This window comes from Parasphingorhabdus sp., assembly GCF_041748495.1.
Classification (GTDB): domain Bacteria; phylum Pseudomonadota; class Alphaproteobacteria; order Sphingomonadales; family Sphingomonadaceae; genus Parasphingorhabdus.
Genome location: NZ_JBGTDD010000007.1, coordinates 1 through 12,589 on the forward strand (window position 1 = coordinate 1; position 12,589 = coordinate 12,589).

12 protein-coding genes are annotated in these 12,589 nt (G+C 59.1%); 6 read left to right on the forward strand and 6 right to left on the reverse strand.

Going from position 1 to position 12,589, the window contains the following annotated elements:
• The first annotated feature begins 136 nt into the window (after positions 1-136).
• Entirely contained in the window at positions 137-697 is a 561-nt protein-coding gene (locus ACEW8J_RS00380; protein WP_373489648.1) for a hypothetical protein, read from the forward strand.
• A gap of 122 nt (positions 698-819) precedes the next feature.
• Entirely contained in the window at positions 820-1,473 is a 654-nt protein-coding gene (locus tag ACEW8J_RS00385; RefSeq protein WP_373489649.1) for a hypothetical protein, read from the forward strand.
• A 9-nt stretch (positions 1,474-1,482) separates the two neighbouring features.
• Here ACEW8J_RS00385 and ACEW8J_RS00390 read toward each other — a convergent pair whose 3' ends face one another.
• The 6 genes from ACEW8J_RS00390 to ACEW8J_RS00415 form a co-directional block, all read right to left on the reverse strand.
• Positions 1,483-2,274 (reverse strand): SDR family NAD(P)-dependent oxidoreductase, encoded by a 792-nt coding sequence (locus ACEW8J_RS00390; RefSeq protein ID WP_373489650.1) that lies wholly within the window; start codon positions 2,272-2,274, stop codon positions 1,483-1,485.
• A 1-nt stretch (position 2,275) separates the two neighbouring features.
• Positions 2,276-3,319: a phosphotransferase family protein gene (locus ACEW8J_RS00395; protein ID WP_373489651.1), complete on the reverse strand. Its 1,044-nt coding sequence runs from the start codon at positions 3,317-3,319 to the stop codon at positions 2,276-2,278.
• A 34-nt stretch (positions 3,320-3,353) separates the two neighbouring features.
• Entirely contained in the window at positions 3,354-4,439 is a 1,086-nt protein-coding gene (locus ACEW8J_RS00400; RefSeq protein WP_373489652.1) for a Zn-dependent alcohol dehydrogenase, read from the reverse strand.
• A gap of 9 nt (positions 4,440-4,448) precedes the next feature.
• Complete coding sequence (locus ACEW8J_RS00405; protein WP_373489653.1) at positions 4,449-5,750, reverse strand: acyl-CoA dehydrogenase family protein; 1,302 nt, start codon at positions 5,748-5,750, stop codon at positions 4,449-4,451.
• A 115-nt stretch (positions 5,751-5,865) separates the two neighbouring features.
• Entirely contained in the window at positions 5,866-7,296 is a 1,431-nt protein-coding gene (locus ACEW8J_RS00410; protein ID WP_373489654.1) for an MFS transporter, read from the reverse strand.
• Positions 7,293-8,129, reverse strand: a complete 837-nt coding sequence (locus tag ACEW8J_RS00415; protein WP_373489655.1) for an SDR family NAD(P)-dependent oxidoreductase — start codon at positions 8,127-8,129, stop codon at positions 7,293-7,295. The genes ACEW8J_RS00410 and ACEW8J_RS00415 overlap by 4 nt, the downstream gene beginning before the upstream one ends.
• Before the next feature lie 230 nt (positions 8,130-8,359).
• On the opposite strand from ACEW8J_RS00415, the gene ACEW8J_RS00420 reads away from it, so the two are divergent.
• The 4 genes from ACEW8J_RS00420 (at position 8,360) to ACEW8J_RS00435 (ending at position 12,236) form a co-directional block, all read left to right on the forward strand.
• A complete protein-coding gene (locus ACEW8J_RS00420; RefSeq protein ID WP_373489656.1) occupies positions 8,360-9,553 on the forward strand; it encodes an acyl-CoA dehydrogenase family protein in 1,194 nt (397 codons plus the stop codon).
• Between the two features lie 140 nt (positions 9,554-9,693).
• The gene (locus tag ACEW8J_RS00425; RefSeq protein ID WP_373489657.1) at positions 9,694-10,830 is read left to right on the forward strand and encodes an acyl-CoA dehydrogenase family protein; all 1,137 of its coding nucleotides are present in this window, start codon (positions 9,694-9,696) and stop codon (positions 10,828-10,830) included.
• Between the two features lie 12 nt (positions 10,831-10,842).
• The gene (locus ACEW8J_RS00430; protein ID WP_373489658.1) at positions 10,843-11,634 is read left to right on the forward strand and encodes an SDR family oxidoreductase; all 792 of its coding nucleotides are present in this window, start codon (positions 10,843-10,845) and stop codon (positions 11,632-11,634) included.
• A 71-nt stretch (positions 11,635-11,705) separates the two neighbouring features.
• Positions 11,706-12,236, forward strand: coding sequence for a hypothetical protein (locus ACEW8J_RS00435; protein ID WP_373489659.1), 531 nt, complete (start codon positions 11,706-11,708; stop codon positions 12,234-12,236).
• The last annotated feature ends 353 nt before the right edge of the window (positions 12,237-12,589 follow it).

Below are 12,589 nucleotides of genomic sequence, written 5' to 3' on the forward strand. Positions count from 1 at the left end.
GCCTTTCGTTCATGTAAATGGCCTATAACATGAACGATAGCTGTCGAGTCAGTTCAGTCTCCACTCAAGCCGAATCATCTAGAAGGGCTTTGCAAGCTCGGGAAAAGGTTTCGGGCAGTGTGAAAGGAAAGTGGACATGAACAAGTTAAACAAAGCTCTTGTTGGAACCGCTGCTGCTGCTGCAATGGCCGTTTCTGCAACCCCCGCAATGGCCCGGGACGGCCGGGATCACGGCGGCCCGAGCGCTGGCGAGATTATCGCTGGTGTAGCGATTGTCAGCGCCATTGCCGCCATTGCCAGCTCCGGCAACAACAACCGGGGATATCGGGACAATGATTATCGCGGCGACCGCTACAACAACGACCGCTACGGTAACGACCGTTACGGCAATGACCGTTATTCGGAAAGCCGCTTTGGCAACGGCTACCGCCAAATCGGTCAGCGTCAGGCGGTGAACCGCTGTGTTCGTGCGGCTGAAAGAGGTGCCGCCAATTATGGCCGGGCCAATGTAACCGACATCCGCGATATTGACCGGACGCGCTATGGCTATCGGGTCAAGGGCCGGATATTGGTCGAACAGGGCCGCAGCCGCTATCAGCGGTCCGGTTACACCGACAAGGGCAATTTTACCTGCTTTATCGAAGGCAACCGGGTCAGCAACGTGCAGTATAGCGGCCTCCGCTATGCCCGCCGCTAACAGGTCAGGCCTGTAATCGAACGAGAAATATTGGTTCAGCCTGGTGACAGGCTGGACCAACTATATTTGTTTCACCGGCAGATTTTGGGGTACAGGATCTGCACCAGACAGGGGTTTTTCAAATGACCAGGATGACCAGATTTTGTGCTCTAGCCGCCTCTACTGCCATGATATTTACCGGATTGTCTCCGGCCATGGCCGCGCCAATGGCCAGCGGTGCCGTGATCGCTACACCTGTTGATGCGGCTCTACTGGGCTGGAGCCCGCAAGGCGAGACTGTCGAAGGCTGGCGCAGTGACCGGAACTATCGGGGTTACCGGGGTTATCGGGGCCACCGCCGCCATGGCAACGGGATCGACGGTGGCGACATATTGGCGGGCATATTGGTGATTGGCGGCATCGCCGCGATTGCCAGCGCCGCCTCCAAAAATCAGAATGACCGCCGCTATCAAGAGCGCGACTATCCCAGCCAGAACCAGTCCTATGATGATCGGGCCACCGATAATCGTTATGACAGCCGTTATGAGGACAGCCGCTATGACCGGGGAACCGGCGACATGGAATCGGCGATAAACATCTGTTCCGATGCGGCCGAACGGCAGGCAGGCATCGATGCGCGCGTTTCTTCCGTGCATTCGGTGGTTCGCGATGGCGAAGGCTGGCGAGTCGAAGGCGAGTTGTCGAACAGCGCTGAGCGCAGTTTTCTCTGCGGAGCCCGTGATGGCCGCGTCGATTTCGTCCAGATCGGAGACGGCGATCTCGGCTTTGCGAACTAGCCGCTGATCCTAGACCGCGGTGCGGCCGAATTCCTGACGGGTGACCGGGTGCGATGCGCTCAGGCCCCCGTCGACGGCAATCGCCTGGCCGTTGACATAGGATGAGCGATCGGAGGCGAGGAACAGCGCGACTTCTGCCATTTCCATCGGCGAAGCCCCGCGGCGCAGCGGGTTGAGATAGCCGAGCCGGTCTTCCTTGCCCTTTTCCCGGGCCTTGTCATAGATGAATTGCGTCATGCCGGTCTCGGTGATGCCGGGACAGATTGCGTTGCAGCGGACATTGGAGGTCGCAAATTGCTGGGACGCGACCTTGACCAGATTGATCACGCCCGCTTTTGAGGCCGAATAGGCAGGGCCACCCGCGCCGGACCGGATCCCGGCCACGCTGGCGGTGCAGATGATCGAGCCGCCATGCTTGCTTTCGGCGATCACCTTGCCGGCATATTTACAGGCAAGAAACGGTCCGATCAGATTGACCCGCAGCACTTCCTGCCATTCGGCGACGCTGCTGTCGAAAATTCCCTCGAAGCCGCCGCCGATCCCGGCGTTGGCGAAGAACACATGCAGGTCGCCAAAGCGCTGTTCCGCTGCCTCGACCAGCATCTCGACATCGCCTTCCGATCCGGCATCGGCCCTGATCGCGATGATATTGCCTTCCGAGCCTTTCGCCGTGTCCTCGACCGCACCGGTGACGTCGCTGGCAATCACCTTCGCGCCATGTTCGGCGAACAACAGAGCCGCCGCGCGGCCGATACCGCTGCCGGCGCCGGTGATGATGGCGACTTTGTCCTTGAGATCCATATTAGGCTCCTGCGCGTTGTGCGGCTTCCCATCCGGCCTGTGCCAATGGGGTCACCCGGTCCGACATTTCGGCGGCCGCGGCGCTATTGGCGGTGCCATCGGCCACCCGTTTCTGAATGCCTTGCAGAATAGCAGCAATGCGGAAAAGATTATAGGCCAGATACCAGTCCATCGGCGGCAGCTCTGCCATGCCGGATTTTTCGCAATAGCGGGCGATGGCCTGCTCGCGGGAAGGGATGCCGAGCGCGGCCAGGTCGACACCCTTCAGGCCGCTGCGGCCCTCGGGCTCCATTTCATAGGCCATCAGCCAATAGGCAAAATCGGCAATCGGATCGCCAAGGGTCGACAATTCCCAGTCGAGCACGGCGATGACCTTGGGCTTGTCATGGGCAAAGATCATATTGTCGAGCCGGTAGTCGCCGTGGACGATGCCAAAGCTTTTCTGCTCCGGGATGGTCTTGGTCAGCCATTCGATCAGCCTGTCCATCTCCGGGATCGTCTGCAATTCGGACAATCGATATTGCTGGGTCCAGCGGGAAATCTGGCGCTCGCAATAATTGCCGGGCTTGCCATGCTTTTCCAGACCCAGTTCGTCCGGATCATAGCTGTGCAGCAGGGCCAGCGTATCGATCATCTCGAAATAGATGGCCTTGCGTTCGTCGGGGTTGCTGTCCGGCAGCGTGCCGTCCCAGAAGGTCCGGCCGTCGGCCATGCCCATGATGTAGAACATCGTGCCGATGACGCTGTCGTCCTCACACAAGCCATAGGGCCTGGCGACGGGAAAGCCGGCCGGATGGAGTCCGGCAATGACCCGGAACTCGCGGTCGACCGCATGGGCCGAGGGCAGCAGCTTGCCCTTGGGTTTCTTGCGCAGGACATAAGCGGTCGTCGGTGTTTCAATCTTGTAGGTCGGGTTGGACTGGCCGCCCTTGAACTTGCTCAGCGTGAGTGGTCCGGCAAAGCCTTCGACATTCGCCTCCATCCATTTCTGCAGGGCAGCTTCGTCGAGCTTGTCCTTCTCCGGCACGTCCATTGTACCGGTCATATCTTCCTGTGGATTCATGGAAGTCCCTCTTCCTTTAACTGAAGACAATCACGGACCGGGCCGCATCACCTTTTTTCATTTTCTCAAAACCGTCATTGATCTGTTCAAGCGGAATTGTTTCGGCGACAATACTATCCAAATCGAGCAGTCCCCGCATATAAAAGTCGACCAGACGCGGGATATCAACCGGGAAGCGATTTGCTCCCATCAGCACGCCCTGCAATTTCTTGCCGGAGAGCAGATCCATCGCGCTCAGGCCGACTTTATGATCGAGCGGCATCATGCCGAGGATGGTGGCGGTGCCCCCGCGCTTGAGCGAGCCGACGGCGAGATCGCCCGATGCCGGACGGCCCACGGCTTCGATCGCATGATCGACGCCGCCCTTGGTGAGTTCAAGGATTTGCGCGGCCGCATCCTCCGCTGACGCATCGATCACATCGGTCGCGCCAAGCTTGATCGCCAGGTCGCGTTTCTCCTTGATCGGGTCTGCGGCAATGATCCGGCCGGCGCCGGCAATCTTGGCGGCGTTGATCGTCGCCAGGCCGACACCGCCACAGCCGACGACGGCGACGGTTTCTCCCGGGGTCAGCTTGCACGCGTTGAAGATGGTCCCGGCGCCGGTGGTCACGGCACAGCCGATCACCGCCGCCCGATCCAGCGGCATGTCCGGATCGATCCGCACGCAGGCATGTTCGTGGATCAGCATCTGCTCGGCAAAGGCGGAGAGATTGAGCATCTGTCCGACGGTCGTTCCGTCCGGCCGGGTGAGCCGCGGTGGCTGATCGGCGCTGCGCCTTGTATCGGCGCCGAGGCACAGGGACATGCGGCCCGACACGCAGAACTCGCAATGGCCGCAATAGGCGGACAGGCACGAGACCACGGCATCGCCGACCGCAACGGTGCGGACTTCGCTGCCGATCGCCTCGACAATACCCGCTGCCTCATGCCCTGGAATGGCGGGCAGGGGATGCGGATAGCTGCCGTCGATAAAATGCAGATCCGAATGGCACAGCCCGCAGGCCGCCGTCCGGATCAACACTTCATGCGGTCCCGGTTTGGAGATAAGCACGTCTTCGATAACGAGCGGTTTGCCCGTTTCGACCAGTACAGCTGCCTTCATTATCTGCTCCTAGCGCGTGACAGCGAGATCACCGGACGAGAAATCTTCCTTCATCTTGCTGCCGTCGGCGGTTTCGGCATATTTGCCATATTCCATCCTGGCGATGGTGCGGTTGTGCACTTCGTCCGGGCCATCGGCGAGGCGCAGAGTGCGCTGGTGCGCATAAGCGCTGGCCAGACCAAAGTCATTGGAAACACCGCCGCCGCCATGCGCCTGGATCGCGTCATCGATGATCTTCAGCGCCATATTGGGAGCCTGAACCTTGATCATCGCGATTTCCGCCTTGGCATATTTGTTGCCGACCTTGTCCATCATGTCCGCGGCATTCAGGCAGAGCAGGCGGCTCATGTCGATGTCGATGCGGGCGCGGGCTACGCGCTCGTCCCAGACGCTGTGCTCGGAAATGCGCTTGCCGAAAGCGATGCGCGACTGCAGCCGCTTGACCATTTTCTCGAGCGCTTCCTCGGCGACGCCAATGGTCCGCATGCAGTGATGGATGCGGCCGGGTCCGAGGCGACCCTGGGCGATTTCAAAACCCCGGCCTTCACCAAGGATGATATTTTCCGCCGGAACGCGCACGTCCTTCATTTCGACTTCCATATGGCCGTGCGGGGCATCGTCATAGCCGAAGACCGGCAGGTGACGGATGACGTTAACGCCGGGGGCGTCGGTCGGCATCAGAATCTGGGACTGCTGGGTGTAGCGGCTGCCCTCGAAACTGGTCTTGCCCATGACGATCGCGATCTTGCAGCGCGGGTCACCGAGACCGGAGGACCACCATTTGCGACCGTTGATGACATATTCATCGCCGTCGCGGACAATCGCGGTTTCGATATTGGTCGCGTCGGAAGACGCAACGTCCGGTTCGGTCATAAGGAAGGCAGAGCGGATTTCGCCGTTCATCAGCGGACGCAGATATTGCTCCTTCTGCTCCAGCGTACCGTAACGGTGGAACACTTCCATATTGCCGGTGTCGGGAGCGGAACAGTTGAACACTTCGGAGGAAAAGCCGACGCGGCCCATTTCTTCGGCGCACAGGGCATATTCCAGGTTGGTCAGGCCAGGGCCTTCAAATTCAAAACTGTCGTCGATATGCGGAAGGTTCGGGTTGGAGGGCGGCATGAACAGGTTCCAGATACCGGCTTCCTTGGCTTTCTTTTTCTCTTCCTCGACCACCTGCAGGACCTTCCAGCGTTCGCCGGTTGATTCTTCTTCATGGAAATCCGCTACGCGGGGGCGCAGATGATTCTCGATATGCTCGCGCACCCGGTTGCGCCAATATTCCTGCTTTTCGGTGAGATCGAAATCCATTCCCAAGTCCTTTTCTTAGTTCTTATAATTTAACTATGCGATTAACTTATCAGAGGCAGCCCTGCTTTGCCACAGCGAAAGCGCTAGGCCGAAAGAGTTTTTGATTTTGCTACCGTCATTTGACTTTCGGCATTGTCGCAACCTGCTTCGATATGCGCTCGCCATGGTCCCGCTCGCTCAGCGGAAAGAGCGTGTAGGCCCATGTACCGGCAATTCCGACCACGGTCAAAATCGACACGAAAATCAGCGCCAGATTGTCGACAATTGCCGGATCTACGCTCCCGGGAATTGCTTGTGCGGGCAACTGGATGAAGGAAATAATCAAACCGGACAGCAAAATACCCATGCCGCCGACCATTTTCTGCATGAACCACATGCCGGAAGAGAACAGGCCTTCGGTCCGTTTGCCGACCTCATATGTATAGGCATCGGCAACGTCCGCCATCATCGACATGGTCAGGATCATCGCGGAGATGCTCGCGCCAATTGCGATGACCAGCAGGATAAACAGGATGGGAATGAGCGCGGGGGAGCCGGGCTCGGGAAACAGGTCGACCATGCGCAGCCAGTAGGGTGCAGTGCCCATGACCACCGCAAACAGCGTCAGGAAAGCGGCACCGTTGGGTTTTCCGGTCCGTCTGGAAATCGGCGTCACCAGCAGGAAGGCCAGCAGCACGCCGATGAAAAGAACGGCGGAATAGAGAGTCAGTTCCGCAGAACCAAATTCCCATACATGGGTGAGCAGATAGGGAGTCATCGCGAAGGTCAGTCCCTGATTGGTGAAGGCAAAAACGCCAGCGAACATCAGCAACATGAAAGGCTTGAAGCGAAAGGCGGACAGCATTTGCGAGAAGCCTTCGGCGGTTTCCGGCGGGCTGCTCTCGGCTTTATATTGCCCGACCATCCGCCTGTGCGTGCTGAGCGCCGACACCAGAACGGCAATCGCCATGACGCCGGCGCCGATGATGGCGAAAGTCGAATAGCCATCGACGTTGAGCAGTCCGACAGGATATTTTTCACTCGGTACAAGCAAGACGCCATAAGCCAATATCATGATGCCAAGCCCGCTCGCCCAGCCGAACAGGGTGCGATAGCGCAGGGTGCTGGTCCGATCGTGATAATCCCGGCTGAGTTCCGGCAGCAAGGCAAGCGAGGGCACTTCATAGGCGGACAAGGTGATCCGGACCAGCATCGCCATCGTCAGCAGATAGAAAAACTGCACCGCGGCACTGGCCTCCGGCGGGTGCCACAGCAAAAGCCAGGCGATCGCGATCGGAATGGCCGCGCCATAGAGCCACGGGTGCCGCCGGCCGATCGGGGTTCTGGTCCGATCGGTCATCTGGCCGATCAGCGGATCGATGAAGGCATCGACAAACAGGGCGATCGCAATCGCCAGACTGACGACATCGGCGCGCATGCCAACGACCTGATTGTAGTAATAGAGCAGGAAGACCGAAAAGCCGTTGTCCTTGATCCCGTAAGCCGAGGCGCCGAAGCCATAGAGTATCTTGGTTCTGAGCGGCAGCTTGTCCGAAGTTTCCGTCAACGCAGATGCTCCGGCAAGATCGCATCCAGCATGCCGGGTATCTCCGGATTCCAGCTGGCCTGGGTGCCAACCAGCAGGCCGCCGTCCACCAGCAAATGCGTGCCGGTAACAAAGCCTGCCGCGTCCGAGGCCAGATAGGCCGCTGCTTCGGCAATATCGCCGGGGACTCCGGGACGGGCAACGGGCTGCACGCCCGCTGCGGCCTGGCCGAGAAATGCATTTATCTCCCGGGCCTCATCTTCATTGGCACCGACGGTCGCCGCAAAAATATTGGTCTGGATAAATCCGGGACATATGGCATTCACTCGGATTTTATACTGGGCCAGCTCGGCTGCAGCGATCTTGGTCAGATGCAATACGCCGGCCTTGGCCGTGGAATAGGCGATCGGGCCATAGCCTGCCTGAAAGGCACAGACGGAGGCAGTATTGACAATCGCCCCGCCGCCGCGCTTCTTGAGATGAGGCGCGGCATGTCGGATACCCATGGCAACCGATTTCAGCAACAGCGCCATGGCAAAGTCCCAGTCATCGCCGCTGATCTCGTCTATCGCATCGCGCGGGCCGCCGGCACCGGCATTGTTGAACACGACATCAATGCCTCCGGTCTGTTCCGCAGCAAAGTCCATCAGCGCCTTGACTTCGCTCTCCTGAGTGACATCGCATTTTTTGAACAGAAAGCTGTCGCCGAGAGACGACATCATCGCGGTGCCTTGTGCTTCGTCGATGTCGCCCATGACGACGGTGGCACCCTCGCGCAGAAAAAGTTCGACGCTGCCGCGTCCAATGCCCGATGATCCACCGGTTATGACCACGGTCTTGCCTGCAAATCGCATCCTCTTGGCTTCCTTTTTTTTATTCATTAAAGCGGTGAAGCTTTTGATCGTCAATCACTTGTGCTGGCCAGGCCGGTTTCCGTTACGGAATTCAGAAGACTGGCCGGGCAGGAAAAATTCTTGCGCTCGATGACCCGATTATTTTCGGCATTCGGCCAAGGGAATCATTGAATCGTTCATCGCAAATATGATAGTCCAACTTTAATTGAGCAATTAAAAGGAATTTCGTGATGTCTGACCTGGAAACATTCCGCGCCGAGACGGCGGCCTGGCTGGAAGCCAATTGTCCGCCGGAGATGCGCCAGCCGATGGTCGATGAAAGCGACGCCGTCTGGGGCGGGCGCAATCCGACCTTCAAGCCGGGGCAAAAAGAATGGCTCGAAGTCATGGCCGCCAAGGGCTGGACGGTGCCGGACTGGCCGAAAGAATATGGCGGCGGCGGACTGTCGCGGGCCGAAGCGAAAATTCTCGGACAGGAAATGGCGCGGCTCAAATGCCGCTCGCCGCTGTCGAGCTTTGGTATCTGGATGCTCGGCCCCGCGCTGCTGCACTTCGGTACAGAGGCGCAGAAAAAGCATTTCCTGCCGCCGATTGCGCGCGGCGAAATCCGCTGGTGCCAGGGCTATTCCGAACCGGGGTCCGGTTCTGATCTGGCTTCGCTGCAGACCAGCGCGGTAGACCAGGGTGATCATTTTCTGGTCAACGGCCAGAAAATCTGGACCAGCTACGCCGACAAGGCCGACTGGATCTTCTGCCTGACGCGGACCGACAAGAATGAGAAGCACAAGGGCATTACCTTCATGCTGTTCGACATGGCCAATGAAGGCGTATCGACCAAGCCGATCGTGCTGATCTCCGGCCAGTCGGCCTTCTGCGAGACATTTTTCGACGATGTGAAGGTGCCGAAGGAATATGCCGATGGCGTGTCCTCGGTGGTCTATGAGGTCAACAAGGGCTGGGATGTCGCCAAATATCTGCTCGGCCACGAGCGCAGCATGATTTCCGGCGGCGGCTCCGAAGGTTCGACCTCGCTCGGTGCGAAATTTGCCGATCAATATGGCCGCGATGAAATGGGCCGGCTCGACGATCCGATGCTGCGCGCGCAAATGGCGGAGATGGACATCGACGTGCTCGCCTTCCGGGCGATGGCGGAGCGCTTTGGCGACACGTTCAAGGCCGGTCTCTGTCATCCGGCGCAGCCCAATATGATGAAATATGCCGGCACCGAAATCAACAAGCGCCGCTACGAGCTGATCATGGCCGCTGGCGGCAGCGAAGTGCTCGAGTGGGAAAGCGATGCCAGTAACGGCGGGCTGACCGCGCGCAGCTGGCTGCGGACCAAGGCGAACAGTATCGAAGGCGGCACCAGCGAGGTGATGCTGAACGTCGTATCGAAGCAGATATTGCATCTGCCCGGCGCATAGCTGCTGATCGACAAGGCTTTTGGAGGAAGACCGTCATCCCGGACCAGATCCGGGTTCCAGACCGACAATGGAAATTATTGCGGGTTTGACGCTGGGTTCCGGATCAAGTCCGGAAATGACGCAAGGAACAGGATGAGAAAATGCCATTATATCTGAACGAAGACCAGCAGATGCTGCACGACAGCGCCGCCGAATTCATGAAAGGCGAGGCGCCGGTTGCGCATCTGCGCGAATTTCGGGACAAGCAATGCAAGGACGGCTTCTCGCACGCTCTTTGGAAGCAGTTCGCGGAAATGGGCTTTACCGGCATCCTGATCGGCGAGGAAGAAGGCGGGCTGGGCATGGGCCATGTCGAGGCCGGCGTGGTGCTCGAAGAAATCGGCCGCAATCTGACGCCGTCACCATTTCTGACCACTGCGGTCGCCGGTGTGGAAGCGCTCAATGCAGGCGGCCAGGCGCTGCGCGACAAATATTTCCCGGGCATATTGGCCGGTGAAACCGTGCTGGCGCTGGCGGTCGACGAGGGGCCGAAGCACCGCCCGGACCAGATCAGCATGGCCGCGACCCGCGAGGGCAATGGCTTCAAGCTTGATGGCAAGAAACAATTCGTTGTGCAGGGCGGCTCGGCCGACATGCTGATCGTTGCCGCGCGAACCAGCGGTGCAGCAGGCGACGACAAGGGACTGACGCTGTTTGCGGTCGATGCGACGGCAGCGGGCCTCTCGAGAGACAGCGCCCGCCTGGTCGACAGTGCGATGGCGGCGCATCTCCAGTTCGACGGTGTGCTGGTCGATGCCGACGCGGTGATCGGCGAAGTCGACGAAGGCGACGCGGTCTTGCGGCGGCTGCTCAATGCCGGCCGCTCCGGTGCCGCTGCCGAAACACTGGGCGTGGGCGCGGGTTCGATGGATATCACCGTCGACTATATCAAGGGCCGCAGCCAGTTCGGTACATTGATCGGCTCGTTCCAGGCGCTGCAGCACCGGATCTCGCATCTCTACAGCGAAATGGAAATCGCCCGGGCAACGGTATTGAAAGCGCAGCAGATGCTGGACGAAGGCTCGTCCAAAGCGGAGCTGATGGTCTCGGTCGCCAAGGCCAAGGCGGGCAAGGCCACGGCGCTTTCGGTCAGGGAAGGCGTCCAGATGCACGGCGGCGTTGGCATGACCGACGAATATGATATCGGCCTCTATATGAAGCGCGACCGCGCGCTGCAGGAATTCATGGGCGATGTGAATTATCACACCAATCTCGTCGCTGAAATGCACGGCTATTAAAGGAATTTTCTGATGGATTTTAACAAGCTTTTCTCGCTCGAAGGCCGCGTCGCTCTGGTAACCGGCGGTCAGCGCGGTATCGGCGCGATGATCACCGAAGGATTTCTGGCTCAGGGGGCGAAAGTCTATATCTCCGGCCGCAAGGCGGACCAGGGCGAAGCCGCTGCCGCCGAATTTGGCGATCAATGCACCTATATCCAGGGCGATATCTCGACCTATGAAGGCTGCAAGGCGCTGGCCGCCGAGATTGCCTCGCGCGAGGACAAGCTGGACATCCTGGTCAACAATGCCGGTGTGGCGTGGGGCGAGGAATATCTCTCCTTTCCGGAATCCGGCTGGGACAAGGTCATGGACACCAACGTCAAGGGCCTGTTCTTCCTGACCCAGGCGCTGCATCCGCAATTGAAAGCAGCGGCCAGCTTCGAGCGCCCGGCCAAGGTCATCAACATCGCCTCGATTGACGGGCTGAAGGTCAATCCGTGGGAAACCTACAGCTATCAGGCTTCCAAGGCGGCGGTCATCCATCTCACTCGCAAGATGGCATCGAAGCTGGTGCAGGAAGATATCATCATGACCGGCATCGCGCCCGGTGCCTTCGCATCGTCTATGAACAAGGCCGCCCGCGACCATGAAAATGCGGTCGAGAAGGGCATCCCGGCGAAACGCATCGGCCGTTCCAAGGACATGGCCGCAGCGGCTGTGTTTCTCGCCAGTTCGGCTGGTGATTATGTCGTGGGCACGACGATCCCGGTTGACGGCGGTATTGTCAATGCGGCCAACCCGGCGGCATCGATCGACGCCTGACCGGATTTTGCCGCTTGACGCCTGGCGCGCCCGACTGTATTATTGATGCAATACAGTCGGGAGATTTTCGCATGGCTTCAAAATATCTGATCCTGGTCGCGGCCCTGCCGCTGGCCTTGTCCGCTTGCAGCAAGGATGAAGAGGGGTCCTCCAACGGGTCGGGGATTTCCATCGACATCAGCGACGAGAGCAAGCCCGATGCCGAAAAGATAAGAATCGGCGGCGATGGCGAAGACAGCAAATTCTCGATCAAGGCGGACGGTTTCTCGATGGAAGTCGATCTGCCGTCGATCACGCTCGACAGCGACAATTTCGACATGAACAATATCGACCTCTATCCCGGCAGTCAGGTCACCGGCTTTGATATCGAAGATGAAAAAGGCGCGGGCGGCAAGGTACAGATCAGCTTCAAGGCTCCGGCTGGCACCGACAGGCTGGCCGACTGGTACCAAGGGCAACTGTCCGGCAAGAATTTTGAAGTGGTTCGCAATGGCACCAGCCTGTCCGGCAAGACCGACGAAGGCGATCCCTTCTCGCTCGCATTGACGGAAATCTCGGCTGACCAGTCGCGGGGCGTGCTCGTGTTTACCGAAAGCAAATAGACGCGGCGTTCCAGGGTCATCTGGTTCCGCAACAGATCCTCCCCGCTGGCGGGGAGGATTGGGCGCTCGTGACAGATTGTGCTGTGCGTCCTCACCCCCACCTTCGTCATCCTGAACTCATTTCAGGACCCCCATCGGCCCCGCACAATCTCACGAAGCCCTGAAACAAGTTCAGGGTGACGGGAGCCGGATTTCCCTACTCCACTTAGGGGAAAAAGGGGTCGCTCGACCTTGGCCTCGTGGCGCTCCCATCGGCTGCCGCATTCGCAATGCATTCACCCGGCTATACCGGCCCGCCAGTTGCAAAACATGCAACATATTCGCCTCCGTTTTCAATTGAAACTTACTTCTCA

Bases quoted from the DNA above. Each gene is read 5' to 3' on its own strand.
- ACEW8J_RS00420 (WP_373489656.1), top strand. From the start codon at position 8,360: ATGTCTGACCTGGAAACATTCCGCGCCGAGACGGCGGCCTGGCTGGAA.
- ACEW8J_RS00435 (WP_373489659.1), top strand. From the start codon at position 11,706: ATGGCTTCAAAATATCTGATCCTGGTCGCGGCCCTGCCGCTGGCCTTG.
- ACEW8J_RS00425 (WP_373489657.1), top strand. From the start codon at position 9,694: ATGCCATTATATCTGAACGAAGACCAGCAGATGCTGCACGACAGCGCC.
- ACEW8J_RS00400 (WP_373489652.1), bottom strand. From the start codon at position 4,439: ATGAAGGCAGCTGTACTGGTCGAAACGGGCAAACCGCTCGTTATCGAA.
- ACEW8J_RS00405 (WP_373489653.1), bottom strand. From the start codon at position 5,750: ATGGATTTCGATCTCACCGAAAAGCAGGAATATTGGCGCAACCGGGTG.
- ACEW8J_RS00385 (WP_373489649.1), top strand. From the start codon at position 820: ATGACCAGGATGACCAGATTTTGTGCTCTAGCCGCCTCTACTGCCATG.
- ACEW8J_RS00430 (WP_373489658.1), top strand. From the start codon at position 10,843: ATGGATTTTAACAAGCTTTTCTCGCTCGAAGGCCGCGTCGCTCTGGTA.
- ACEW8J_RS00380 (WP_373489648.1), top strand. From the start codon at position 137: ATGAACAAGTTAAACAAAGCTCTTGTTGGAACCGCTGCTGCTGCTGCA.
- ACEW8J_RS00390 (WP_373489650.1), bottom strand. From the start codon at position 2,274: ATGGATCTCAAGGACAAAGTCGCCATCATCACCGGCGCCGGCAGCGGT.
- ACEW8J_RS00395 (WP_373489651.1), bottom strand. From the start codon at position 3,319: ATGACCGGTACAATGGACGTGCCGGAGAAGGACAAGCTCGACGAAGCT.
- ACEW8J_RS00415 (WP_373489655.1), bottom strand. From the start codon at position 8,129: ATGCGATTTGCAGGCAAGACCGTGGTCATAACCGGTGGATCATCGGGC.